The sequence below is a fragment of the Mesorhizobium sp. WSM4850 genome (assembly GCF_055811735.1).
Genome location: NZ_JBVVPV010000025.1, coordinates 58,790 through 84,267, shown reverse-complemented (window position 1 = coordinate 84,267; position 25,478 = coordinate 58,790). Strand labels below are relative to the sequence as shown.

At 62.5% G+C, this 25,478-nt stretch carries 24 protein-coding genes; 7 read left to right on the top strand and 17 right to left on the bottom strand.

Annotated elements, in window-relative coordinates; genetic code table 11:
• The first annotated feature begins 15 nt into the window (after positions 1-15).
• On the top strand, positions 16-486 hold the full coding sequence (locus tag AC0L2Z_RS22155; RefSeq protein ID WP_473629301.1) for a YbaK/EbsC family protein: 471 nt from the start codon (positions 16-18) through the stop codon (positions 484-486).
• An 82-nt stretch (positions 487-568) separates the two neighbouring features.
• On the opposite strand, the gene AC0L2Z_RS22150 is transcribed toward AC0L2Z_RS22155, so the two are convergent.
• Positions 569-1,222: a TetR/AcrR family transcriptional regulator gene (locus AC0L2Z_RS22150; RefSeq protein ID WP_287346941.1), complete on the bottom strand. Its 654-nt coding sequence runs from the start codon at positions 1,220-1,222 to the stop codon at positions 569-571.
• 243 nt (positions 1,223-1,465) lie between these two features.
• On the opposite strand from AC0L2Z_RS22150, the gene AC0L2Z_RS22145 reads away from it, so the two are divergent.
• The gene (locus AC0L2Z_RS22145; protein ID WP_473629300.1) at positions 1,466-2,413 is read left to right on the top strand and encodes a homocysteine S-methyltransferase family protein; all 948 of its coding nucleotides are present in this window, start codon (positions 1,466-1,468) and stop codon (positions 2,411-2,413) included.
• 847 nt (positions 2,414-3,260) lie between these two features.
• Here the strand turns inward: AC0L2Z_RS22145 and AC0L2Z_RS22140 are convergent.
• From AC0L2Z_RS22140 to AC0L2Z_RS22130, 3 genes are read right to left on the bottom strand one after another with little or no spacing between them, the layout of a single operon-like run.
• Complete coding sequence (locus AC0L2Z_RS22140) at positions 3,261-3,977, bottom strand: Bax inhibitor-1/YccA family protein (RefSeq protein ID WP_128169061.1); 717 nt, start codon at positions 3,975-3,977, stop codon at positions 3,261-3,263.
• A 21-nt stretch (positions 3,978-3,998) separates the two neighbouring features.
• A complete protein-coding gene (locus AC0L2Z_RS22135) occupies positions 3,999-4,772 on the bottom strand; it encodes an anti-sigma factor family protein (protein WP_287260815.1) in 774 nt (257 codons plus the stop codon).
• A gap of 8 nt (positions 4,773-4,780) precedes the next feature.
• Positions 4,781-5,299, bottom strand: coding sequence for a sigma-70 family RNA polymerase sigma factor (locus AC0L2Z_RS22130; protein ID WP_473629299.1), 519 nt, complete (start codon positions 5,297-5,299; stop codon positions 4,781-4,783).
• A gap of 367 nt (positions 5,300-5,666) precedes the next feature.
• On the opposite strand from AC0L2Z_RS22130, the gene AC0L2Z_RS22125 reads away from it, so the two are divergent.
• From AC0L2Z_RS22125 to mazG, 3 genes are all read left to right on the top strand, one after another.
• Entirely contained in the window at positions 5,667-6,818 is a 1,152-nt protein-coding gene (locus AC0L2Z_RS22125) for an OpgC family protein (protein ID WP_473629298.1), read from the top strand.
• 182 nt (positions 6,819-7,000) lie between these two features.
• Positions 7,001-8,185 (top strand): amino acid aminotransferase, encoded by a 1,185-nt coding sequence (locus tag AC0L2Z_RS22120; protein ID WP_128169064.1) that lies wholly within the window; start codon positions 7,001-7,003, stop codon positions 8,183-8,185.
• Positions 8,186-8,269: 84 nt separating this feature from the next.
• On the top strand, positions 8,270-9,094 hold the full coding sequence (gene mazG / locus AC0L2Z_RS22115) for a nucleoside triphosphate pyrophosphohydrolase (protein WP_473524687.1): 825 nt from the start codon (positions 8,270-8,272) through the stop codon (positions 9,092-9,094).
• Between the two features lie 6 nt (positions 9,095-9,100).
• Here mazG and hflX read toward each other — a convergent pair whose 3' ends face one another.
• The 8 genes from hflX to dusB all read right to left on the bottom strand — a co-directional run bounded on the left by hflX (position 9,101) and on the right by dusB (position 19,364).
• Entirely contained in the window at positions 9,101-10,492 is a 1,392-nt protein-coding gene (gene hflX / locus AC0L2Z_RS22110) for a GTPase HflX (RefSeq protein WP_128169066.1), read from the bottom strand.
• Positions 10,493-10,738: an RNA chaperone Hfq gene (gene hfq / locus AC0L2Z_RS22105; RefSeq protein WP_006202172.1), complete on the bottom strand. Its 246-nt coding sequence runs from the start codon at positions 10,736-10,738 to the stop codon at positions 10,493-10,495. It abuts the gene before it with no gap.
• A gap of 145 nt (positions 10,739-10,883) precedes the next feature.
• Complete coding sequence (locus tag AC0L2Z_RS22100; RefSeq protein WP_287260796.1) at positions 10,884-11,744, bottom strand: D-amino-acid transaminase; 861 nt, start codon at positions 11,742-11,744, stop codon at positions 10,884-10,886.
• A gap of 188 nt (positions 11,745-11,932) precedes the next feature.
• Positions 11,933-13,294, bottom strand: coding sequence for a nitrogen assimilation response regulator NtrX (ntrX, locus tag AC0L2Z_RS22095; protein ID WP_027153990.1), 1,362 nt, complete (start codon positions 13,292-13,294; stop codon positions 11,933-11,935).
• Positions 13,284-15,569: a sensor histidine kinase NtrY-like gene (locus AC0L2Z_RS22090; protein ID WP_473629297.1), complete on the bottom strand. Its 2,286-nt coding sequence runs from the start codon at positions 15,567-15,569 to the stop codon at positions 13,284-13,286. The genes ntrX and AC0L2Z_RS22090 overlap by 11 nt, the downstream gene beginning before the upstream one ends.
• A gap of 170 nt (positions 15,570-15,739) precedes the next feature.
• A complete protein-coding gene (gene ntrC, locus AC0L2Z_RS22085) occupies positions 15,740-17,200 on the bottom strand; it encodes a nitrogen regulation protein NR(I) (protein ID WP_023799224.1) in 1,461 nt (486 codons plus the stop codon).
• Positions 17,197-18,339, bottom strand: a complete 1,143-nt coding sequence (locus tag AC0L2Z_RS22080) for a two-component system sensor histidine kinase NtrB (RefSeq protein ID WP_023799225.1) — start codon at positions 18,337-18,339, stop codon at positions 17,197-17,199. The genes ntrC and AC0L2Z_RS22080 overlap by 4 nt, the downstream gene beginning before the upstream one ends.
• Complete coding sequence (dusB, locus tag AC0L2Z_RS22075; RefSeq protein WP_473629296.1) at positions 18,336-19,364, bottom strand: tRNA dihydrouridine synthase DusB; 1,029 nt, start codon at positions 19,362-19,364, stop codon at positions 18,336-18,338. The genes AC0L2Z_RS22080 and dusB overlap by 4 nt, the downstream gene beginning before the upstream one ends.
• Positions 19,365-19,581: 217 nt before the next feature.
• On the opposite strand from dusB, the gene AC0L2Z_RS22070 reads away from it, so the two are divergent.
• Positions 19,582-20,811 (top strand): bifunctional 2-C-methyl-D-erythritol 4-phosphate cytidylyltransferase/2-C-methyl-D-erythritol 2,4-cyclodiphosphate synthase, encoded by a 1,230-nt coding sequence (locus AC0L2Z_RS22070; RefSeq protein WP_473629295.1) that lies wholly within the window; start codon positions 19,582-19,584, stop codon positions 20,809-20,811.
• Positions 20,808-21,317 carry a CinA family protein gene (locus tag AC0L2Z_RS22065; protein WP_023799228.1) on the top strand — a complete coding sequence of 170 codons (510 nt, stop codon included), beginning with the start codon at positions 20,808-20,810 and terminating at the stop codon, positions 21,315-21,317. Before AC0L2Z_RS22070 ends, AC0L2Z_RS22065 begins: the two co-directional genes overlap by 4 nt.
• Here AC0L2Z_RS22065 and AC0L2Z_RS22060 read toward each other — a convergent pair.
• From AC0L2Z_RS22060 to AC0L2Z_RS22040, 5 genes are all read right to left on the bottom strand, one after another.
• Positions 21,293-21,751 (bottom strand): type II toxin-antitoxin system RatA family toxin, encoded by a 459-nt coding sequence (locus AC0L2Z_RS22060; RefSeq protein WP_473629294.1) that lies wholly within the window; start codon positions 21,749-21,751, stop codon positions 21,293-21,295. The two genes, AC0L2Z_RS22065 and AC0L2Z_RS22060, sit on opposite strands and share 25 nt — an antisense overlap.
• Positions 21,752-21,763: 12 nt before the next feature.
• Positions 21,764-22,729, bottom strand: coding sequence for a lipoyl synthase (gene lipA, locus AC0L2Z_RS22055; protein WP_473629293.1), 966 nt, complete (start codon positions 22,727-22,729; stop codon positions 21,764-21,766).
• Positions 22,730-22,855: 126 nt separating this feature from the next.
• Complete coding sequence (locus AC0L2Z_RS22050) at positions 22,856-23,113, bottom strand: GlsB/YeaQ/YmgE family stress response membrane protein (RefSeq protein ID WP_287346964.1); 258 nt, start codon at positions 23,111-23,113, stop codon at positions 22,856-22,858.
• Between the two features lie 96 nt (positions 23,114-23,209).
• Positions 23,210-24,673, bottom strand: a complete 1,464-nt coding sequence (gene lpdA / locus AC0L2Z_RS22045) for a dihydrolipoyl dehydrogenase (protein WP_473629292.1) — start codon at positions 24,671-24,673, stop codon at positions 23,210-23,212.
• 19 nt (positions 24,674-24,692) lie between these two features.
• Positions 24,693-25,331, bottom strand: coding sequence for an SGNH/GDSL hydrolase family protein (locus tag AC0L2Z_RS22040; protein WP_023799234.1), 639 nt, complete (start codon positions 25,329-25,331; stop codon positions 24,693-24,695).
• Positions 25,332-25,478 lie beyond the last annotated feature (147 nt).

Here is a 25,478-nt window from a genome sequence, read left to right as displayed (position 1 = left end):
TAGGTTTGGTTCTTCATGGCTGGAAGCATTGAACGTGTGACCAGGGCAGCGGCCGATGCCGGCCTCGACATCGAAATCAGGCGCATGGGCGCCTCGACACGCACCGCCGAGCAAGCCGCCGCGCAATGCGGCTGCACAGTCGCCCAGATCGTCAAGTCCCTGGTGTTCCAGGGAGAAACCAGCGGAAAGCTGTTTCTCTTCCTGGTTTCCGGCTCCAATCAGCTCGATCTGGCCAGGGCTGCCGCACTGGCTGGCGAGCCGCTGAAGCGCGCCGATCCGCGGCAGATCCGCGACGAGACCGGCTTTGCCATCGGCGGCGTGGCGCCGATCGGCCATCTGATTGCAATCCCGGCGTTCGCCGACGAAACGCTGCTCGGTTTCAATCGCGTTTGGGCTGCGGCCGGCGCGCACGACGCGGTGTTCGCCGCCGAGCCACAGGCGATGGTCCAGGCAGCGCAGGCTGTCGTCGCGACGCTGGCAGTCTGAATCGAACACGCTGGATATCGCAGCGCGGCGAACAGCCGGGGCAATGGGACCTCGGCGCGCCGCAACGTGCGACCGGAGCACTCTATTCGGCGGCGATGGCGGTGGGCGGCTGCATGATTTCGGGCGCCGCCGGCGCGAACAACATCTTTATGACGTTGCGGAAGGCGAGGATCTGGCGTTCGAGGACACGCGGGTCGCCGAGCCCCCGCGACATGATGATGCCGCCGTCGATCACACAGGAGAACATGATGGCGACGTCGTCGAGGTCCATGCCCTTGCGGGCAGGGTAAACGGCCGCGATCTCGTTCAGCGCATCGCGAAACCGCCCGTTCCAGGAGCGGACGGCGGCGGCGGCGATGTCGCGAACGGTACGGTCGAAGAGGCGCTCCTGATAGGTGAATGTCGCGATCAGGCAGCCGGGGTGGCCGTTCGGCAAGTCACCCATCAGCTCGGCAAGCAGCTTGAGCGTGATCAGGAACGACTGCAACGGATCATCGGACAATTGCCGGCCGCGGTGAAACACATCGTCGAAGATGCGGTCGTTCTCCTCGACGTAGCGCAGCATCAAGGCGCGGGCGAGTTCGTTCTTGTCCTTGAAGTGATAGAAGAAGCCGCTCTTGGTGATGCCGGCTTCGGCGATCACCTCCTCGATGGACGTCGCGCCGAACCCTTTGGCGAGCACCGAGGCCTCGGCGATCTCCAGAATGCGTTCGCGCGTTTCCGCACCCTTGCGCATGACCGAATGCCCTCAAATCTACTGTACCGGCGGTATGGTTTTCACACCCGGCAACGTCGGCACCGACAGCAATACGACCGGCCCAGCGCGGCTATCCCTCTGTAATTGCTGCGGTTTCCGCTTCGGTGGAGTACCGGACCACAAGCCTTCTACCGCACTGGCGGCACGTGCTGCTAAAACTTGGCTATTCCGAGCCGGCCGCCATCAGGGCGGCATGGTGTCATCTTACCACTGGAGACAAACATGGCCAAGTACCGCCAGAATCTGCCGCAACTCGCCAACAGAACATTCCTGAGCGATGGCGGCATGGAAACGACTTTCATCTTTCACGACGGCCTCGACCTCCCGCACTTTGCTTCATTCACGCTGATGGCAACGCCTGAAGGCCGGCAGAAGCTGAGGGAATATTACGTCCGTTATCTGACCATTGCGCGCAGAAGCGGAACCGGCTTCATCCTCGACACGCCGACGTGGCGGGCCAACCCGGATTGGGGAGCGTTGCTCGGCTACGGGCCGGAAGCGCTACGCGCCGTCAACGAGGCCTCGATCGAGCTTCTTCTCGACCTGCGCCAAGAGTTCGAGACCACCGAAACGCCTTGCGTCATCAGCGGCGCGATCGGGCCGCGCGGCGACGGCTACAAAGCCGGCAAGATGGACGCCAGCGAGGCGGAAGCCTATCACGCGGCGCAGATCGAGAGTTTCGCGCGGACCGAGGCCGACATGGTTGCGGCCTATACGCTCACCAATTTCCACGAGGCAATCGGCGTGGCGCGGGCGGCCAAGGCGCATGATATGCCGTGCATGATCTCGTTCACGGTGGAGACGGACGGCAAGCTGGTGACCGGCACGACGCTCGGCGAGGCGATCGACAGGGTCGATGACGCGACAGACGGTGCGCCGGCCTACTATATGATCAACTGCGCCCATCCGACGCATTTCATGCAGGCGCTGAACAAGGGCGAGCGCTGGCTCGATCGCGTCTATGGCGTGAAGGCGAACGCTTCAACCAAAAGCCATGCCGAACTGGACGAATCGGAAACGCTCGACGCGGGCGACCCGGACGATCTCGGGCGGCACTACAGCAGGCTGACAGCTTCGTTTCCGACGATGCGTATCCTGGGCGGCTGCTGCGGCACCGACCATCGGCACATCGCGGCGATCTGCGAGGCCTGCGTGCCGCAAGCGGCGTAGGACTTGGGTGCGTTGCAGGAGACGCGCAACGCACTACCAACCGCAGTTCCGCTGGTTCCAAGGAAACAAGGAACTGCGGCTGGGCCGAAAAGCAGCGCTATCAGTTCCATAATCTATCTTATGCGACTTTATGATGGGTGGAAGCGGGTTCTATCTTGAAGTGCGACATTGCAGCCATATCAACGTCTTATCGCATAGAAGGAGTCACTCACGTCGGAAGATCGAGTGCTGGCGACGCGTCCGGCGTCGCTGTCGACGCCCGCAATGCCATGGAGGTGCATGCCGCCTGTGGATTGTTCGTCGACCGGCCCATCGAAAGATTGCTGCGGGATGCGCACCAAATCTTCGCGCCGGCGGGGACCTCTGACGTGCAGCTCCTCAGGTTGGCAGAGTTCGCCTTGGGCACCTCGAAGACACAGTGGTCACAGCGGCTTGCTTTTCGGCTGGATCGCAGGCGTATCGCCACCATGGATGCCCGGTCTCCTACCAGCCAGCTTCGCCCGATGCAGCCACTCAGCGACAGGCCCGTATCAGCCCGACCTTTTCCTCGATTGCCGTGCCTCCTACCCTCCCCGGCGCCATGTAGTATGGGGCGCCGGGCTGCACGACAATCTGATCGTTGATGAAGCGTTCCGCTGGCGGCGCGCGGCGGCGTCTGCCGCTCGACCTTGGCAAGTTTCTCGAAAAGAGTGGCGATCGCCTGCTGATCGTTCCTGTCCATGGGAAGCAACTCCGATATCCAGGCGCGCCGCGTCCCGAGAGATTTTCGCGGCGCGTTTTCCAAGTCTCTGTTCACGCATGTCGCTGCTCCAAAACCGCTGCCGCGACATGCATGGATTTGACGCGGCTATTCGCGCTCGCCGGTGAAGTTCAACAGCAGCTGGAAGATGTTGATAAAATTCAGATAGAGTGAGAATGCCCCGAAGACGGCGAGCTTCTGCTGCGATTCAGCACCAAAATTTTCCGCAAACTGCTCCTTGATCGTCTGGGTATCCCAGGCGGTGAGACCGATGAACACGGCGATGCCGATCACCGAGATAGCGAACTGGAGCGCGGTCGAGCCGAGGAAGATGTTGACGATGCTGGCGATCACCACGCCGATCAGACCCATGATCAGGAAGGACGAGAACTGGGTCAGGTCGCGTTTGGTCGTATAGCCGTAAAGGCTGGTCGCGCCGAACATGGTGGCGGCGATGAAGAAGGTGCGCGCGATGCTGGTCCCGGTGAACACCAGGAACACGGAGGCCAGCGACAGGCCCATGACCGCACAGAATGCCCAGAACATCGCCTGAGCGCCGGCTGCGGACATCGTCTGTATCCGGAACGAGAACAACAGCACGAAGGCGAGCGGCGCCAGCATCACCACCCATTTCAACGGAGTGGAAAAGATCGGCACGTAGAGGGCTGGCGTCGAAGCCACGACGAAGGCGATCACGCCGGTAACGACGAGGCCAACACCCATGTAGTTGTAGACGCGCAGCATGTGCTGGCGCAGGCTTTCGTCATAGACGGCGCCGGTTTGGGCTCCGACGCCGGTGCGGTATCCTAGATTGGGGGTGTTCATGCGGGTTCTCCTTTGTGAAGGTCAGTAAAGCGTGTTGGCGAGCGTTTCTGCGGTGCGATCGAGATCGCGGACACCGCTTCGGGCGACGACTGCGTAAGCAACTTCGCCGATCTGGAAATAGGCCGAGGAAATTTCGCCCGACGGGGCGACGGTCGGCTGGACCACGTCGAACGTTCCGGGCCTGATCGCGAACAGCGAGACCAGTCCCAGGTCTGTTGTTTCGACAGCCATCTCGACGCTCGGGCCGAACTGCGATGGATAGATCTGGACGTCACGGACCTTCCAGTCCTTCGGCAGCGACGGCATGACGATCGCCGTGGCGGCGCGGATTTCGTCCGCATCGTAATCCGGCGCCTCGGGCTGGGATGACATGGCTTCGCGCAGGATCGTAGTCCTGTGCGCCCGGATCGCCTCCTCCAGATAGACGGGCGGCTGGGTCGAGGCGACGACCTTCGTCACCGATATCGGCCCGACGATGCCGTTGGCCAGCCAGCCCGCAGCCACCAGGACTGCGACCGCCGCAGCCCGCTGCAACGTGCGCAAGGCGCGCCCTCGAGCCAGTCCCCGTTCCAGCCGCCGTGCCGCATCAGCCGTCGCCAGCCGCGCCATGCCCTTGCATCCGGCAAGCGCCAGGCGCAGTTCGTCGCGCGTCCTGAGGTCGGACATCACGCGGGCGGCAGCCTCCGGACGGGCGGACAGAAACGCCTCGACCTCAATGCGGCGGGCAACGTCCAGCTGGTCGTCGACATAGGCGTCGAGGTCGGCATCGGTCACCGGGTCGCGCAGTTCGCTCATCATGGACATCACGGGCCTCCCACGATCTTGAGGTGGGTTTTCGCATGTGGCGGCAATTTGTCCTCCATCTCGCGAAGCGCTGCGCGCGCCCTGCCGATGCGCGACATCAGCGTTCCCAGCGGCACGCCGCTGGCCTCGGCCGCCTGGCTGTAGGTAAGTCCCTCGATGGCGACGAGATGCAGCGCCGAACGCTGCTCATCCGGCAATTTGAAAAAAGCTTCGCGCACCTGTGCCAGGCGGACGGAATGCTCCTGGGGTGCCTGCATGCTGGCGTCGGCAAGATACCCGGCCTGCTCGACGCGCGCCGCTTCGGATTTGCGGGACCGCAGGCCGTCAATGAAAGCATTGTGGACGATCGACAGCAGCCATGCGCGCAGGTTTCCGCCGGATCGAAAGGTGCCGCGCCGCTCATAGGCACGCACCAGCGCGTCATGCACCAGATCCTCTGCTTCTGCGCCGTCGCGCGTCAGCGAACGCGCGTAGCGCCGCAGAGAACCAAGCTGTCCTACGATATCGAAGCGTGGCATCGACCCTCTCACGTCCTGTTTACGGAGCATGGCAGGTTTTTAATCCCGCTCTTTGAGTTTTTTGCGATCCGGAATGTCAGGCACAACCGGTACAACGCCACCAGCGCGCGTACGGCTTCCTTGTCCGGGAACGAGCGGCCCTCCCCGCAGCCGCCTCAATTCGCCGCGCGGTTTTAGCGCCACCGGGGATTTCGATGTTTATCCCTGAATTAATTTGTGACGCGAAAAATCGCGAAAGTGTCATCTTTTTCGGGGCACTTGCGAGTTATAGGCAGGAAACATTCACCGCCGAATCTTCCCTTCGCCGACGGCGCTTTGGGCCCGCTTTTGTTCAACGAATTATCGACCCGACATGACAAGCCCCGACATGACAGGCAATGTGCCAGCCCAGCGGGATACCCGCATCGATGTCTTCCGCGCGCTAGCGCTGCTGACGATCTTCGTCAACCACGTGCCGGGGACGATCTTCGAGTATGTCACGCACAAGAACTTCGGCTTTTCCGATTCGGCCGAAGCATTCGTACTGATTTCGGGGATTGCCGTTGGGCTCGCCTACGGACTGAAGTTCCAGCCGGGGAATCGGTTGCTTATCACCCTGAAGGCCTGGCGGCGTGCCGGTGTCCTCTATGTCACCCACGTCATGACCACTGTCGCGACGCTGGCGATCTTCTCGGCGGCTGCATTGCATTTCTCGCGGCCCGATCTTTTGAAGCTGATCAACATCCAGATGATCATCGAGGACACGCCGGAAGCGCTGCTCGGCATCGCGGCGCTCGGGCATCAGATCGGCTATAACAACATTCTTTCCATGTATGCCGTCGTACTTCTGATGATGCCGCTTTTCCTGTGGATCGGCACTTTCAGCCTGCGCCTGATGCTCGCTGCGTCCGCTTTCCTCTGGCTCATCGCCGGCATTTTCCAGATCGCGCCTTCGAATTTTCCCGGCGACGGTTTCTGGTTCCTGAACCCGCTCTCCTGGCAGTTTCTTTTCGTCATCGGCATCGCCGGCATGCTGCATATCAAGCGCGGCGGCGAAATCCGCTTCAACTGGATGATGGCGAGCGCGGCCGTCCTGTATCTGGTCGGCGCGCTGATTTGGGTGCGGCTGCCGCTTTGGGGTATCGAGACGGCCTCCGGCCTGCCTACCGTGCTGACTGGCTTCGACAAGACGTTCCTGTCGCTGTCGCGCCTCATGCACATTCTGGCGATCGCCTATCTGATCGTGGCAATCCCGGCGCTTTCCAACCTGGCGAAGACGAGGCCCGGACACCCGCTCGCGGTTCTCGGCAAGCATTCGCTGCCGGTCTTCATCGCCGGAACGATCCTCGCCATGATCGCGCAGGTCATGAAGGTCGTCAGCCCGGGCGGCCTCCTCGACGACGCGATCCTGATCTCGACAGGCATCGCGCTGCAGTTCGGGTTCGCCTACTACCTCGAATGGTTGCCGCGGATCGGTTGGGGCGGCAAGAAGCGGCAATCTGGAGCCGCCTTGCCGTCTGCTGCTCTCAAACCGGCATGATAGAACGGCGCGACGCGCCGTGCGATCAAGGCCTTTCGCCGGTGCGAGCCTCGCCTCCAGGCCACGCTTTGGATTCCTGTGTCCAGTCTCCCGGTTGGCGGTTTTCAGCCTGGCGCAAATGAAAACCGCTGGCGCAGCACAGCCGATTTGCGTATCACTCCGCCGCCAACGGAGCCGCGCCGATGTTCGAAAACCTCCAGCCTGCCCCAGCCGACAAGATCCTCGCCTTGATCGGCCTCTATCGTGCCGATCCCCGCCCCGGCAAGGTCGACCTCGGCGTTGGCGTCTACAAGGATCGCGATGGCAAGACGCCGGTGATGCGCGCCGTGCGCGAAGCCGAAAAACGATTGCTGCAGAGCCAGGACACCAAGACCTATCTTGGGCTTGCCGGCGATACCGGCTTCAACACGGCGATGGCGAGGCTGGTTTTTGGCCCTGCGGCCGAGCTAATGCGCATCCGTGCGGCGCAGGCGCCCGGCGGCTCGGGCGCGCTGCGGCTGGTGGCCGAGCTGCTCAAGAGGACGCGATCCGACGCGACGATCTGGCTGTCGGACCCGACCTGGCCGAACCACATGCCGGTGATGCGCGCCGCCGGCCTGCAGATACGCGAATATCCCTACTTCGACGCAGCCTCAGGTGCTGTTCGCTTCGCCGATATGATGAGCGCGCTGGCGACCGCCAGGAGCGGCGACGTGGTGCTGCTGCATGGTTGCTGCCACAATCCGACAGGCGCCAATCTGGACATCGCGCAGTGGGCTGAAATAGCAGACCTCGTCGTCGAGCGCGGCCTGCTGCCCTTTGTCGACATTGCCTATCAGGGGTTTGGCGAGGGCCTTGACGCTGACGCCGCCGGCTTGCGCCTGCTGGCAGCAAAAGTCCCGGAAATGGTCGTTGCCTCGAGCTGCTCGAAGAACTTTGCCGTGTATCGTGACCGCGTCGGCGCGGCAATGATCCTGGCAAAAGACAGCGCGCAGGCGGATGTCGCAATGAGCCAGATGCTGTCGGCGGCGCGCGCCATGTACTCGATGCCGCCGGACCACGGCGCGGCCGCCGTGCGCATCGTGCTTGAAGACGCCACGCTGCGCGCCGACTGGGAAGCGGAGCTCGAGGAGATGCGCCTGCGCATGCTGCGGCTTCGGGTGCAATTCGCCGAAGCGCTGCGGCGGCAGTCCAATTCCGATCGCTTCGATTTCGTCGCCAGCCATCGCGGCATGTTTTCCCGGCTTGGCCTGTCCGAAGCGCAGGTCGAGCGGCTGCGCGCCGAGCACGGCCTCTATATGGTCGGCGACAGCCGCATCAACGTCGCCGGCCTGCCGGAGGACGGCATGGACGCGCTCGCCAAGGCGATCGTCTCCGTGCTCGACTGAGACTTTGAGCGGCGCTGTGGACAATCGCCCCTCGCCTTGCCACGGCGTTGGCTGCAGCGTCGGACGCAGGCTAGCATGCGACCGATGAAACCCTCGAAAGATATTTCCCGGCTGATCGAGATCATGGCGGCGCTGCGGGCGCCGGAAACCGGCTGCCCGTGGGACGTCGAGCAGGATTTCTCGAGCATCGCGCCCTACACGATCGAGGAAGCCTACGAGGTGGCGGACGCCATCGCGCGTGGCGACCTGGACGATCTGCGCGACGAGCTCGGCGACCTGCTGCTGCAGGTCGTCTACCATGCGCAGATGGCCGAGGAGGCCGGTGAATTCGCCTTTGGCGACGTGGTCCAGGCCATCACCACAAAAATGATCCGCCGCCATCCGCATGTCTTCGGCGACGATGAGGCGCGCAGCGCCGGCATGGCCAAGGGCATGTGGGAGAAGATCAAGGCCGAGGAAAAAGCGGAAAAGCGAAATGCCCGCCTCGCCCGCGGGCACGATCCGGAGGATCATGGCAAGGGTTTTCTGGACAGCGTTCCGGTTGCCCTGCCCGCTTTGACGCGGGCGCTCAAGCTGCAGGAAAAAGCGGCCCGCGTCGGCTTCGACTGGAGCGAGGCGACGCCGATCCTCGACAAGATCGAGGAAGAGATCGGCGAGTTGCGCCAGGCCCTTGCCAATGGCGATACGGCTTCGATCAAGGACGAGTTCGGCGACATGCTGTTTGCCTTCGTCAATCTCGGGCGTCATCTCAAGGTTGATTCCGAAGCGGCGCTCAGCGGCACCAACGAGAAATTCCGCTCGCGGTTCCACTATGTCGAGCTCGCTCTGGAAAGGTCCGGAAACACGCTTGAAAAGGCGACGCTCGACGAGATGGAGGCGCTTTGGCAGCAAGCCAAAAGCGCGAAGTAACGGCGATTACCCGTTGTTTTTACGGTGTAATCTGGTTTCTATCTCTTCGTGTGCGCTTCGCGTCGCTTTGAGCGACACGGTTATACCGCCATCTTCATTGTCGGTGCGCGAGACGACGTCGCCATTGCGGTAGAGCCAGTCGACGAACCCAAGCTGGTCAGGCTTGAGCGTGACGGTCTGCGTTTCCAGTTCGCCTGAAACTCGTGTCTCGATGATCGCCTTCAGCACATCGATGCCCTCGCCGGTGGCGGCCGATATGGCAATCGGCGGTGCCTTGTTGCCGTCGATGCCGTCGGCGAGCAACCGCTCCCGGTTGCCCGCATCGAGCCGGTCGATCTTGTTCCACACTTCGATGACGCGCCTGCTGTCGCCGGCATCGACGCCGAGATCGGCGAGGATGCGCTCGACATCCTCGGCCTGGGCGGCGGTGTCGGGGTCCGAAATATCGCGCAGATGGATGACGAGATCGGCCTCGACCACCTCTTCGAGCGTTGCCCGGAAGGCCGCGATCAGATGCGTCGGCAGGTCCGAAATGAAACCGACCGTGTCCGAAAGGATGACCGGCGTGCCGTGCGGCAGCCGGACCCGCCGCAGTGTCGGGTCGAGCGTGGCGAACAGCATGTCCTCGGCCAGCACCCCTGCTCCGGTCAGCCTGTTGAACAGCGTCGACTTGCCGGCGTTGGTATAGCCGACGATGGCCACGACCGGGAACGGCACCTTCTTGCGCTTGGCGCGGTGCAGGTCACGGGTGCGTCGCACTGTTTCCAGCTCGTGCTTGAGCTTGTTGATCTTGTCCTGCAGGACACGGCGGTCCGATTCGATCTGCGTTTCGCCAGGGCCGCCGAGGAAACCGGCACCGCCGCGCTGGCGCTCGAGGTGAGTCCAGCTTCGCACCAGCCGGCCCTTCTGATAGTTGAGGTGCGCCAGATCGACCTGCAGCGTGCCTTCCTTGGTCCGCGCGCGCTCGCCGAAAATTTCCAGGATCAAGCCGGTGCGATCCAGCACCTTGGCGTTCAATTCCTTTTCCAGGTTGCGCTGCTGCACCGGCGTCAGCGGATGATCGACAATGACCAGTTCGGCACGGCCCTCCTTGACGATCTCGGCGAACTCCGCGACCTTGCCGCTGCCGAGCAGGGTTGCAGGCCGGGGATCGTTGACGGTCACCACCGCGGTATGGATCGGGTCGAGGTTTATGGCTTGGGCAAGGCCGACCGCCTCGTCGTGGCGGGCCTCGGCAGAACGCGTCAGTCGCGGACGATTGGTGTCTTCGTCGCCGCGCGGCTGGCGAGTAAGCACCGGCACGATGACCACGGCCCGGGTCGGGCCTTCGGCCTCCGCCCCCGGCTGATATGCTGGTTTTTCGCGAACGCTGCGGTCCGCGTCTTTCTTACGTGCCAATCAGGCGCCCTGGCTTTCCTCGCCATCGAACATCTGAACCGGCTGGCTCGGCATGATCGTGGAAATGGCGTGCTTATAGACGAGCTGGGAATGGCCGTCTCGACGCAGCAGAACACAGAAATTGTCGAAGGAAGTGACCACACCGGTCAGCTTCACGCCGTTGATGAGAAAGATGGTGAGTGGGTTTTTGCTTTTGCGAACTGAATTCAGGAACAGGTCCTGAAGATTTTGCGATCGTTCCGCCATTGTTCTTGTCTTTCGCCGATCCCCTTCGGTTTGCAGGCCAATGCGCCAAATTAACTGGCACATGTCAAGCGCGCAAACACCGTCTTGTCGTCAATAACGACAAGCAGAACGAGATATATTGATGTTCATTCCACCTGTGCGGTTATCAGGCTGGACTTTTTTCCGCAACGTCAAAAAAGGCGTGCCGCAAGGAAAGTGTTATCGAGCCCGGGTGGCCGTTGGCGACGGGAGCACCGTCGATCGCCACGATCGGCATGGCGATTGTAGTCGCGGAGCTGATGAAAACCTCGCGCGCGGCCTTGGCTTCGGTGACCGAAAAGCCCCGCTCCTCGATCTTCAGGCCGAGCCTGGCGGCCACGTCGAAGAGCGTGGTGCGGGTGATGCCGCGCAGGATGCCGTGCTCGGCCGGACGCGTCACCAGCACGCCGTCCCTGGTGATGATCCAGGCGTTCGACGACCCACCTTCCTTGACGGTGCCATCGGCATCGACGAACCAAGCTTCCTGGGCGCCGGCTTCCTTGGCCTTCTGCTTGGCGAGCACGTTTGGCAGCAGGCCGACCGACTTGATGTCGACGCGGTCCCAACGGTTCTCAGGCACGGTGATGACCTTGATTCCGCTTTCGGCCCTCCTGGTGGCAGCAGCGGGGTCGGCTTTCCTGGCGGTAACCACCAGCGACGGCTTCGTCTCTGCCGGGAAAACAAAATCACGGCTGGCGACGCCGCGCGTCACCTGAAGATAGACCAGGCCATCGGCGACATGGTTGCGGCGGACCACCTCGCGCAGGATAATCGGCAACACGCCCGGCGTGACCGGCCAGTCGATCGACAATTCGGTCAGCGAGCGGTTCAGCCGTCCGAGATGGCGAGGCATATCGACGATGAAGCCGCGCGCCACCTCGCAGACCTCGTAGACACCGTCGGCGAACTGATAGCCACGGTCCTCGATATGCACGAAAGCGTCGGCGTGAGCGACATAGCGCCCGTTCACATAGGCAATGCGCGGCATGGGTCACCCCTGAAGAAGTCAGCGCATGGCCCCCGAAAATCGGAATCCATTTTTCGGGGAAGACCATGCGCAAAAAACAAAATGCTACAGCGTCCGTTGCGCGTCTCGAAAGACGTGCGGCAGCGTTTCTTATGCGATTCCGCCGCCGCCGTAACCGATAATTGCGTAGGCCACGACCGGATTGGCTGTCAGACGCCCAGCGACTTCAGCTTCCGGTGAAGCGCCGAGCGCTCCATGCCGATGAACTCGGCCGTCTTCGAGATGTTGCCGCCAAAACGGTTGATCTGGGCGATCAGATAGTCCTTCTCGAACTGTTCGCGCGCTTCACGCAACGGCAGCGCCATGATGTGCTGATCGGATTGGTTCGGCGTGCGCGGCATGACATCGCCGATCTCGGCAGGCAAGAGATCGGCGGTGATCGGTGCGTCGATATCGTCGCCGCGCGCCAGGATCATCAGCCGCTCGACGTTGTTGCGCAACTGGCGAACGTTGCCTGGCCAGTTGTGCGCCTGCAGCACCGCCAGCGCGTCGTCGCCGATGCGCCGCGGCCGGATGCCGGCCTGCCGGGCGATCTGCTTCATGAAATTGTCGACAAGATAGGGGATGTCCTCACGCCGCTCGGCCAATCCCGGCACCATGACCGGAACCACCGCCAGGCGGTGATAGAGATCCTCGCGGAAACGACCGTCGGCGATCATCGCCTCCAGGTTCTGCGACGTCGACGAAATGATACGGACATCGACCTTGACCCGTTTGGTGCCCCCTACCCGCTCGAACTGCTGCTCGACCAGCACGCGCAAGATCTTGTTTTGCGTTTCGCGCGGCATGTCGGCCACTTCGTCGATGTAGAGAATGCCGCGATGGGCTTCCTCAAGCGCGCCGACCTTGCGTTCGACACCGTTTGATTCGGTGCCGAACAGCTCGACCTCCATGCGTTCGGGCGTGATGTTGGCGGCGCTCAGCGTGACAAACGGGGCGCCCTTGCGCGCCGACAGCGTGTGGATGGCGCGTGCCGCGAGTTCCTTGCCCGAGCCGGAGGGGCCGATGATCATGACGCGGCTGTTGGTCGGCGCGACGCGCTCGATGGTCTGGCGCAACTGGCTCATCGCCGACGACATGCCGATCAGGTCGAAGGTTTCGCCGCTGCGCAGCTTGAGATCCGAAACCTCGCGTCTCAGCTTAGAGGTTTCAATGGCACGTTCGGCGATGAGGATCAGCCTGTCGGCCTTGAATGGTTTTTCGATGAAGTCATAGGCGCCGCGGCGGATGGCCGAGACCGCGGTCTCGATGTTGCCGTGGCCCGAGATCATCACCACCGGCAGGCTCGGATGCATCGTCTTGATCTCATCCAGCAGCGCCAGTCCGTCCAGGCGTGAGCCTTGCAGCCAGATGTCGAGGAAAATCAGCCTCGGCGCCCGGTCGGCGATCGCCGCCAGGGCGCTGTCGGCGTCGAATGCCGTGCGGGTTTCGTGACCTTCGTCGCTCAGGATACCGGCGACAAGCTCGCGGATGTCTTCCTCGTCATCAACGATGAGAATGTCAGACGCCATTGCCGACCTTTTCAGTTTCTCTTTCGGGTTCTGTCCTGCCTTCGCCGCGCGACGGCACAGTGGCGGCGAGTGGCAGGATGATGCTGATCATCGCGCCTCGCCCGTCGTGGAAATCCGCCGGCGCGTCATGCAGTTCGAGCCGGCCGCCATGGTCCTCCACTATCTTCTTGACGATAGCGAGGCCGAGCCCGGTGCCCTTCTCGCGTGTCGTCATGTAAGGCTCGAGCAATCGCTGGCGGTTCTCGCGCGGCAAGCCCTTGCCGTTGTCGATGACATCGATGCGAATCGTACCATTCTCGCGCCCGGCTTGAATCCGGATTATGCCGTGCGAGCGGTCCTTTTGATCAAGTCCGTCAATCGCCTCGGCTGCGTTCTTGATGACGTTGCCAAAGGCCTGCGCCATCAGGCGGCTGTCGAACGTGCCTTTGAGCGGTTCGTTGCCGAATACGCGCTCGAAGGTGATATCGGAGCGGCTCACTTCGACGAGGAACGAGGCTTCCCGCAACGATTCGCGCAAATCAAGGGCCTTCATTTCGGGCTTGGGCATGCGTGCGAAAGCGGAGAACTCGTCGACCATGCGGCCGATGTCCTCCACTTGCCTGATGATCGTATCGGTGCACTGATCGAAAACCTCGCGGTCTTCGGTGATGACCTTGCCGTAGCGGCGCTTGATGCGCTCGGCGGAAAGCTGGATCGGTGTCAGAGGGTTCTTGATCTCGTGGGCGATGCGCCGCGCCACATCCGCCCAGGCCGAGGAACGCTGCGCCTGGACCAGATCGGTGATGTCGTCCACCGTCACGACATAGGATTTCTCCTCCGAACCGTCGTCGCCGGCCTCGACCGTGATCTGCACGTTGAAGGTGCGCTCCGCACCGGCGCGATAGAAGGTCACCTGTTCGCGATGGACGGGCTTGCCCGACTTGCGGCCGATCTCGAAGACGCGGCCAACATGCGGCAGCACGGCGGAGAGATTTTGCCCGAGTGCGGCGGTGGCGGATATGGCCAGCATCGTTTCGGCCGACCGGTTGACGATGGTGACGATGCCATACGGATCGACGCCGATCACGCCGGCGGTGACACCGGCAAGCACGGCTTCCGAAAAACGCCGCCGCTCGTCGATCAAATCCTTGGCGGACAGAATCTCGTTACGCTGCGATTTCAGCTCCAGCAGCATCTTGTTGAAGGTGTCGCCGAGCGAGGCGACGTCGCCGTCGGAGGGCCGAACCGGCACGGCAACGTCGAGATTGCCGGTCGCGACCTCGTCGGCCGCGCCGATGAGCTGGCGGATCGGCCGCACCAGGCGGTCGGCAACGGCGATGCCGGTCCAGATGGCGGACAGGATGATGATCAGCGTCAGCGACAGATAGGGAAGTGCAAAGGCCACCTGCGAGGTACGGCGACTGTCTTCGAGGCCGCGATATTCGTCGCTATTGGACCTGACAATCTGCCGCGCCTTGATCACCTCGGGATCGACGAGTCGGATGGTGTAGAGATAGAGCCCTTCGATCTCGCGCAGTTTGACGATGGCGCCCATGATGTTGCGCGTCTTCGGCTCGATCAGCACCGGCCTGCCGTCAGCGGCACCGCTCATGGCGCCTTCCGGCGGCTCCGGCATGGCAAAATCGGCGTCGGTCTTGGCGCTCATGACGAACGAACCGTCGGACCTGATCAGTGCGGCATGGGCCAGCGAGCGTCCAACGGCTTCCTTGTTCATCAGATCGAGGAAGCCGGTTCGATCGAGGCCGTAGAGCGTGCGGGAGGCGTCGAGATCGTAAGCCATCGACAGGGTCGTTCCCTGGAGGTTGCGCGCGTTCTCCTGCACATAGGCATCGGCTATCGACAGCGACGAATTGACGATCGTCTTGGTGCGGATTTCGAACCAGCGATCAAGACCGATATCGAGCGTGATCGAGGCGATGATCGCCACCATGATGGCGGGAATCGCGGCGACCAGCGCGAACATTGCGACGATCCGCACATGCAGCCGCGACGCCGCCTTGCCGCGCCGGCGCGCCATCACGATACGATGCACTTCGCGGCCAACCAGCGCGATCAGGAACAGGATGAACGCCGCATTGACAGCGATTAGCGCCAGCGTTGTCGTCTCGTCCGGCGTGATCGGCGTGGCACCGACGAGGATGGCGAAGGAGATCGCCGCCGTAACCAGCGCACCGGCAATTGCCACGACGCCCGGCAGCGCAAGCAGCCGGCGCCCGTCCCTTGTGCGGGGTTCGCTGAAAAGCGTTTCGCTCAGTCTCGATGCCCGTGGAGCCATGTCGCCGTCTAGAGCCAGTGATTGCGTCGGATGTATGCAACGCATTGTGGCGATTATGCAACAAGTGTGACCTGGACGGAACTGTTTCGGCGGTCGATCCCCGGAAAAAGGCTTCGCTCTGTCACACCGGCCCGAAAATCGGGATCGATTTGTTGAAAGAAAACGGCGCTCTAAGCTTGTCTGGTCGATTTGTAGACGTTGACGCCGAGTTCGCGAATCTTCTTGCGCAGGGTGTTGCGGTTGAGCCCGAGGAGCTCCGCAGCCTTGATCTGGTTGCCGCGGGTTGCCGTCATCGAGGCAAGCACCAGCGGATACTCGACCTCGGAAAGGATGCGCTGATAGAGGCCGGCGGGCGGCAGATCGCCGGCGAACGAAGCAAAATAGCGCTGCAGGAAATGTTCCACCGCCTGGCCGATGGACAGATCGTCGGGTATGAGGTTACCGCCGCCGGGAACGACCGGCCTCTCGCCGGTCTTCAGTTCCGCCTCGATGACTTCGGCGGAAATCTCGTCCTGCGAATAGAGCGCGGCAAGTCTGCGGACAAGATTTTCGAGCTCGCGCACGTTGCCTGGCCACGGATAGCGCTTCATCAACTCGATGCCGCCCGTGGAAATACGTTTGGTCTGCAGGCCTTCGCTGGCGCCTAGCTTGAAGAAGTGCCGGACGAGATCCGGAACGTCCTCGGACCGCTCGCGCAGCGCCGGCAGCCTCAGCGGCACGACATTCAGGCGATAGAACAGATCCTCGCGAAAAAGCCCTTGATTGATCAGCGTGCGCAGATCCTTGTTGGTGGCGGCGACGATGCGCACGTCGGTCTTGATCGGCGTGCGGCCGCCGACGGTGGTGTATTCGCCCTGCTGCAGGACACGCAGCAGGCGGGTCTGCGCCTCCATCGGCATGTCGCCGATCTCGTCAAGGAAGAGCGTGCCGCCTTCGGCCTGCTCGAAACGGCCGGTTGAGCGGTTCTGCGCGCCGGTGAAGGCGCCTTTCTCGTGCCCGAACAGTTCCGATTCGATCAGGTCGCGCGGGATAGCAGCCATGTTGATCGCAACGAAGGGGCCGCCGCGGCGGCGGCCATACTCGTGCAGCGCGCGCGCGACCAATTCCTTGCCGGTGCCCGATTCGCCTGAAATCATCACCGTCAGGTCGGTCTGCATCATGCGCGCCAGCATGCGGTAGATATCCTGCATGGCGGCCGAGCGGCCAACCAGCGGCATGGTTTCCGGCGGCTCGTCCGCCCGCGCATCGATTTTCGGCCGTCGGGGCTCGGAAAGCGCCCGGTTGACGATGTTGAGAAGCTCGGTCAGGTCAAACGGTTTTGGCAGATATTCGTAGGCGCCGGTTTCGGAGGCGCGAATCGCGGTCATGAACGTGTTCTGGGCGCTCATGACGATGACGGGCAGTTCCGGTCGCGCCTTCTTGATGCGCGGCAGCATGTCGAAGGCGTTTTCGTCGGGCATAACCACGTCGGTGATGACGAGATCGCCCTCGCCCGCCGCCACCCAGCGCCACAGCGTCGAGGCGTTGGACGTCACGCGCACCTCATGGCCGACGCGCGAAAGCGCCTGATTGAGGACGGTGCGGATGGCCGCATCGTCGTCGGCGACGAGAATATTGCCGCGAACCGTCATTTGCGGTCTCCTTCGCCATCGTCGTCTGTGCCGAACGGCGTTTCTTTCCAGGCTGGCATCAGGATGCGGAAGGTGGTTGCGCGCGGCGTCGAATCGCATTCGATGATGCCGCCATGCTCGCCGACGATTTTCGCGACCAGCGCCAGACCAAGCCCCGACCCGTTCGGCTTGGTGGTGATGAAGGGGTCGAACAGGATCGGCAGGATATCTTCGGAGACGCCAGAACCGTTGTCGCGCACGCAGAATTCCAGCGGCAGCGACACGCGGCCCTGCGATCCCGGAACGGAAACACGGATGCCCGGCCGGAACGCGGTCGACAGGGTGATCTCGCCTTGCGGATCGCCGCCAATGGCCTCGGCCGCATTCTTGACCAGGTTGAGGAACACCTGGATGAGCTGGTCGCGGTTGGCGAAAACCGGAGGCAATGATGGATCATAATCCTCCAATATCTTGATCCGCTTGGCAAAACCGTTCTTGGCAATCGCCTTCACATGGTCGAGCACGACATGGATGTTGACCGGATAGCGATCGACGGGCCGCTCGTCGGAAAACACCTCCATGCGATCGACCAGCGAGACGATGCGGTCGGTCTCGTCGGTGATCAGCCGGGTCAGCGCGCGATCCTCGTCGGAAGCCGACAGTTCGAGCAGTTGGGCGGCGCCCCGGATGCCGGATAGCGGGTTCTTGATCTCGTGGGCAAGCATCGCGGCAAGGCCGGTCACCGAGCGTGCCGCACCGCGGTGCGTCATCTGCCGGTCGATCTTGTCGGCCATCGACCGTTCCTGGAACATCACCACGACGGAGCCCGGGAATTCCGACACCGGCGCGACATAGAGATCGACGACCTTCTCGATGCCGAGGCGCGGCGACGATACGTCGACCCGGTATTCGTTGACGGGTGCCCGGCGCTCGCGCACCTGGTCGACAAGCGTCAGCAACGGACTGCCGAATGGAATGAGCTTGGGTAATGTGTTGCGGGCGAGCATGGTCGCGCTCGAGCGGAAGAAATCCTCGGCATCGGCGTTGGCGAAGGTGATGAACCCTTCCGCATCGAGCATGATCACCGGGCGGCGGATAGTGTTGAGCACGATGTGTGCGGCGTCCGCCATGTCCATGTTCTGTGCAACGGTGGCATTCATGCTGCGCTCCGCAGGTTCATCGCCTCGGCAGCGCTTGAAAACACCTCACGCAACGCGGCGATGACGCGGACGGGTTCGAAGCAGGTAAGGATGGCCTTTCGCTGCTCATCAACGACGCCAGCGGCGTGGCGGTCGAGATACCAGCCAAGATGCTTGCGCGCCTGGCGCACGCCGCTTTCGATGCCGTAGAGCGACAGCATGTCCTGGTAGTGGGCAACGACGTAGTCGGCCAGCGCTTGCGGGCTTTCCGGCACACCGGGCGTCGCCTCTTTTGCCGCGCCTGCCGCGATGCTGCCTGCCGTCCATGGCACGCCGTAGTGCGCGCGGCCGATCATCACCGCGTCGGCGCCCGACTGGTCGAGGATCATTGCTGCCTCCGCCGGCGAGCCGACATCGCCATTGGCAACGACCGGGATCGAAACAGCCTGCTTTATGCGTGCGATGGCGCGCCAGTCGGCCTTGCCCTGGTAGAACTGGCAGCGCGTGCGGCCATGCACCGTCACCATCTGAACCCCCGCCTGCTCGGCGCGGCGCGCCAGTATCGGCGCATTGAGCGCGCTTTCGTCCCAGCCGAGCCGCATCTTGACCGTGACCGGCACCTCGACGGCGCCGACCACCGCCTCGATCAGCGACAAAGCGTGATCGAGATCGCGCATCAGCGCCGAACCGGCATAGCCGCCCGTCACCTTCTTGGCCGGGCAGCCCATGTTGATGTCGATGATGTCGGCACCCTCGCCCGCGGCTATACGGGCGCCCTCTGCCATATGCACCGCCTCACGGCCGGCAAGCTGGACCATGTGCACCGGCAGCCCGGAATGGCGGATGCGCAGGCCGCAACCGGCTCTGCCCCTGGCAAGTTCACCGCTCGCCACCATCTCCGACACCACCAACCCGGCGCCATGCGCATAGGCACGCTGCCGGAACGGCTCATCTGTTATGCCCGACATGGGCGCGAGAAAAGCGCGATTGCGGATTCTCACACGACCCACATCCAGCGGAGATGCCAATTTTGTCAGGTCAAGCATGCACAAAAACCAAGCATTTTTAATAGCTGCACATTCACTAGCCAGAATGGCGGCAATGTGCAACGCGCAATGACGTCGCATTAAGCGCATTTGGGAAAATGCTGGCACTAGCTAAAGTGCGGTGCGTGTAGGGGACGCTATTGGCACTTTGCATCTGCGCATGATCTCTTCCGAAAAGCGATTCCACTTTTTGGGATGATGCGCTAAGCGTCTCGGCATGACAGACGCAAGCGAAAAGCAGGCTTTGGCTGCAGACGACAAGGTTGCCGTCGTTATCGTCGCCGCCGGCCGCGGCGCGCGCGCCGGTCAGGCCGATGGGCCGAAGCAATACCAAAGGATCGGCGGCCGTGCCGTCATCGCGCGCACATTGGACGTGTTTTTGGCGCATACGAAAATCGGTCCTGTCGTCGTCGCCATTCATGCCGACGACAGCGGGCTTTTTCGCAGCGCCGCTGGCGCCAACGCCGACCGGGTGGTCACGGTGACCGGTGGCGCGTCCAGACAGGACTCCGTCCGGCTCGGATTGCTTGCGCTGAGAGGCCATGCACCGCGCCGGGTTCTGGTCCATGACGCCGTCCGCCCGTTCGTCGACGCGGAATTGATAGACCGCACGATCGCCGCCATCGGCGAGCGCCAGGCAGCGCTGCCTGCCCTGCCCGTCGCCGATACGCTGAAACGCGAGTCGGCCGCGGGCATGATCGGCGAGACGGTTTCCAGGAACGGGCTTCATGCCGCGCAGACGCCGCAGGGCTTCCCGTTCTGGCCGATCCTGGCCGCCCATGAAAAGGCCCATCATCTGGGCAAGGCGGACTTCACCGACGATGCCGCGATTGCCGAATGGGCACATATTCCAGTGAAAATCGTCCCGGGCTCGCCGGACAATGTCAAACTCACCTGGGCAAGGGATATCTCGATGGCGGATCAGCGGCTTTCCGGCGAACGGCCGCGTTTTCCGGACATCCGCACCGGCAATGGCTACGACGTCCATGCCTTCGAGCCCGGCGACCATGTCGTCCTGTGCGGCGTCTCGATCCCGCACGACAAGAAACTGTCCGGCCATTCGGACGCCGATGTCGGCCTGCACGCATTGACCGACGCGCTGCTCGCCACTTGCGGTGCGAGCGACATCGGCACGCATTTCCCGCCGTCGGACCCGCAGTGGAAAGGCGTGGCCTCGCGGATCTTCGTCGAACATGCGGCAGAACTGGTACGCGCGCGCGGCGGGCGCATCGCCAATGCCGACATCACGCTGATCTGCGAGGCGCCGCGCGTCGGCCCGCATCGCGAAGCGATGACCGAAATCCTTTCGGCAATGCTGGCGATTTCCCGGGACCGCATCTCGATCAAGGCGACAACCAACGAAAAGCTCGGCTTTGTCGGACGCGAGGAAGGCATAGCCGCCATCGCGACCGCCAGCGTCGTGTTTCCAGGTGATGTCCCCGAATGAGCAACAGCGATCTCGCAGATGCCCTGCTTCAAGCCTGCCAACAGCGCGGCATCATGCTGGCGACGGCCGAGAGCTGCACCGGCGGCATGATCATCGCCGCCTTGACCGACATCGCCGGCTCTTCGACAGTGGTCGACCGGGGTTTCATCACCTATTCCAACGAGGCCAAGACTGAGATGCTCGGCGTTTCCGCCGCCACGCTCGAGGCGCACGGCGCGGTCTCACGGGAAACGGCGGTCGAGATGGCGGCCGGCGCCTTGGACCATTCGCGCGCCGGGCTAACTCTTGCCGTCACCGGCATTGCCGGTCCGGGCGGCGGCTCGACGGAAAAGCCCGTCGGCCTAGTCTGGTTCGGTATCGCCTTGACCGGCCGGCCGGTCGTCAGCGAATGCCAGTTGTTTGCCGACAAAGGCCGCAAGTTCATCCGCCGGGAGACCGTCAGACACGCGCTTGAACTGGGCTTGCGCGCGCTCGCTGCGGATCAGGCTGCCGGCGCTGCGCCATAGATGACGTCGGCGCGCTTCTCGAACGCCTCGGAAAACATGCGGAAGGCGCGATCGAACATCGCTCCCATCACCGCACCCAGAATACGACTCTTGAATTCGTAGTCGATGAAGAAGCAGACATTGCAGCCGCCGTCGGTCGGCTCGAAACGCCAGGCATTGCTCAGATATTTGAACGGACCGTCGATATATTTGACGTCGATGGCCTTCTCGTCAGGCTTTAGCAGCACCTGCGTGGTGAAAGTCTCGCGGATCGCCTTGTAGCCAATGCTCATGTCGGCGACGAGGAGGGTGCGTCCGTCGCGTTCCTTGCGCGAGCGAACCGTCAGCGCCTCGCAAAGCGGCAGGAATTGCGGATAGGATTCGACATCGGCGACCAGAGCGAACATCTGTTCCGGCGTATGCGCAACGCGGCGATGGGCTTCGAATTGTGGCATGAAACCAGTGTGTTAGGCGGACTTCCTGAGAAACGCTTCCCGTGCCGCGCGCAGCTTGGCGAAATCGTCGCCGGCGTGATGCGACGAACGCGTCAACGGGCTCGATGCCACCAGCAGGAAGCCCTTGGTCTTGCCGATCGTCTCGAAGGACTTGAATTCCTCCGGCGTGACGAAACGGATCACCGGATGGTGCTTTTTCGATGGCTGCAGATACTGACCGATGGTCATGAAGTCGACATTGGCCGAACGCAGATCGTCCATCAATTGCAGGATCTCGTTCCGCTCCTCGCCAAGGCCAACCATGATGCCGGATTTGGTGAAGATCGAGGGATCGAGTTCCTTGACCCGCTGCAGCAGCCTGATCGAATGGAAATAGCGGGCGCCCGGCCGGACCGTCAGATAGTTCGACGGAACGGTCTCCAGATTGTGGTTGAACACATCAGGCTTGGCCGCCACCACGATCTCCAGCGCGCCGTCCTTGCGCAGGAAGTCGGGCGTCAGGATTTCGATCGTCGTCGAAGGCGTTGCCGCCCTGATGGCGCGGATGACCTCGGCGAAGTGCTGAGCTCCGCCATCGGCGAGATCGTCGCGGTCGACTGAGGTGATGACGACATGGGTTAGACCCATTTGCTTGACGGCGTGGGCGATACGCGCCGGTTCATCGGGATCGAGCGCGCTCGGAATGCCGGTGGCGACGTTGCAGAAGGCGCAGGCGCGCGTGCAGATCTCGCCCATGATCATGAAGGTGGCGTGCTTCTTCTCCCAGCACTCACCGATATTGGGGCACCCGGCCTCTTCGCACACCGTCACCAGCCTGTGCGACTTCACGATGTCGCGCGTCTCGGCATAGCCTTTCGACATCGGCGCCTTGACGCGGATCCAGTCGGGCTTGCGCAGCACATCCTGGTCAGGCTTGTGCGCCTTTTCAGGATGCCGCAGGCGCGGCGCATTGGCGATCGTGTCGAGGACGGTGACCATCAGAAATCCAGTTCATTCGCGATCGCTTCCGGCGTTCGCTTTCCATCTAGGACTTTTCGCTGCAAAGAAAAAGGCCGCGGCGACGCATGCCGCCACAGCCGTTTTCGCATGGCAAGAGTTCAGCAATTAACGGCGCACCATGCGCCCTGCCAAGATCAGCAGGCAGGCGCCAACGAAACCGGTGATCAGATAGGCGATCCAGCCGGTGCCGAAGACGCCGATGTTGAGCGCCTGCAGGATGGCATTCAGCACGATCGCGCCGACGATGCCCAGAACGATGTTCATCAAGATGCCCATGTTGCTTTTCATGAACATCTCGGCAAGCCAGCCCGCCAGCCCGCCGATGATGATGGCTGCGATCCAGCCCACGCCATTCACGTCCATATGCCCTCTCCTCTGGTGATAAATGCATCCGGAAACGAATTACCTTACGGTTGAGTTCCTTGGCTCTCACCTTTTGAGTCTCACGCGGTCAATTTATCACGCGTTGAGCGCGCGGCCATAGGCGTCGAGCACGCTTTCCTTCATCATCTCCGACAGCGTCGGGTGCGGGAAGATCGTGTGCATCAGCTCTTCCTCGGTGGTCTCCAGGTTCATCGCCACGACAAAGCCCTGGATCAGCTCGGTCACTTCGGCGCCGACCATATGTGCGCCGAGCAACTGCCCGGTCTTCCTGTCGAAGATGGTCTTGACGAAACCCTGGTCCTCGCCGAGCGCAATGGCCTTGCCGTTGGCGGCGAACTGAAAGCGGCCGACGCGGATGTCCTTGCCTTCGGCCTTGGCTTTCGCTTCAGTCAACCCGACGGAGGCAACCTGCGGGTTGCAATAGGTGCAGCCCGGAATTTTCAGTTTGTCAGTGGCGTGCACGCCGGGGACGTTGGCGATCTTTTCCACGCAGACCACGCCTTCATGCTCGGCCTTGTGGGCGAGCATAGGCGGGCCGGCAACGTCGCCGATGGCATAGATGCCGGGCACATTGGTGCTGCCGTAGCCGTCGACGACGACGCAGCCGCGATCGGTCTTCACGCCGAGCGCCTCGAGGCCGAGATTCTCGATATTGCCCTGCACGCCGACGGCCGAGATCATCCGGTCGGCGGTGATCTTCTCGACCTTGCCGTCCTTCATCTCGACATGCGCGGTTACCGAGTTCGCAGCTTTTTCGACCTTGGTGACCTTGGCATCGAGGATGATCTTCATGCCTTGCTTCTCGAACAGCTTTTGCGCGAATTTCGAGACCTCTGCGTCCTCGACCGGCATCACCGCCGGCAGCAACTCGACCACCGTCACCTCCGCGCCCATGGTGCGGTAGAATGAGGCGAATTCGATACCGATTGCGCCCGAACCCATCACCAGCAGCGATTTCGGCATCTCCTTCGGCACCATCGCTTCGAAATAGGTCCAGATCAGCTTGCCGTCGGGCTCGATGCCGGGCAGCGCCCGCGGCCTGGCGCCGGTCGCCAGGATGATGTGCTTGGCGGTGTAGGTGCCCTCGCCCTTGACGCCCTTGGGCGCCGGCGGCTGAGGCTCCATCGGCTTCTTCGACGATTTTGACACGACGATCTCGCCCGGTCTGTCGCCGGAAGCCGCTTTGGACAGCCTGGCTTCGCCCCAGATGACATCGACCTTGTTCTTCTTCATCAGGAAGGCGACGCCGCCGTTCAGCCGCAGCGAGACCTTTCGCGAGCGGTCAACCACGGCAGCGGTATCGACGCTGACCTTGCCGTCGATCTTCAAGCCGTAGTCCTTCAAATGATCCGAATAGTGCATGATCTCGGCCGAACGCAGCAGCGCCTTGGTCGGGATGCAACCCCAGTTGAGGCAGATGCCGCCGAGATGCTCGCGCTCGACGATCGCTGTCTTGAACCCGAGTTGGGCGGAACGCACCGCCGTGACATAGCCGCCGGGGCCGGAGCCGATGATGATGACGTCGTAGTTCTCAGCCACGGATTTCTCCCATGATTCTCTAGAGTTCCAGCATCACGCGCACGATTGGCGCCAATGCCTGCCCGATTTTGCGCGTGTTCTCTGCATCGAGATGGACGCCGTCGAGTGGCGTGGTCTCGGCCACCGAGCCGGCATCGAAGAAGCCGCAGCCGACCTCGTCGGCAAGGACGGAAAATTGTGGCGCCAGCCGCTTCGACGCTTCATCGCCGCCGGCGAACATTTCTTTGAATTCGGCGTTTTCCGTGCGGCTGACGGCGGGCGGCGCGACGATCAGGATTTGCGGCGACGGCCAATCGAACGGGTAGTCGTGACCGCGCACGATGTCGATCAGGCGCTGCATGCCTTGCTTGGCGGCGACCGGATTGCCGTGAATCCACGGCTTCATGTCGTTGGCGCCGAGCATGATGATGACCAGGTCGATCGGCGCATGCGTCATCAGGATCGTCGGCAGCACTCTTGCGCCGTTACGGTCGGCGCCGGCCAGATGGTCGTCGAAAGCCGTTGTGCGGCCGTTCAAGCCTTCGGCGATGACCTCGATACCGCCTCCCAACGTCGCCTGCAGCACACTCGGCCAGCGGTCGTTGAGCGGGTGACGATCCAGACTTGCCGCATCATAGCCCCAGGTGAGCGAATCGCCGTAGCAAAGGACTGTTTTCATGCGTTTGCCCCACTCCGGTCGAAATTCGCCTGCGCGCGCCTCACCCGCCAACCCACGAACAGCCAATGCACGACGATCGTTGCAACGCTGGAAAGGCTGAAGGCAAAAAGGCTGGTGAAGAGTTTTTCCGCACCCCCTCCTTCCTTT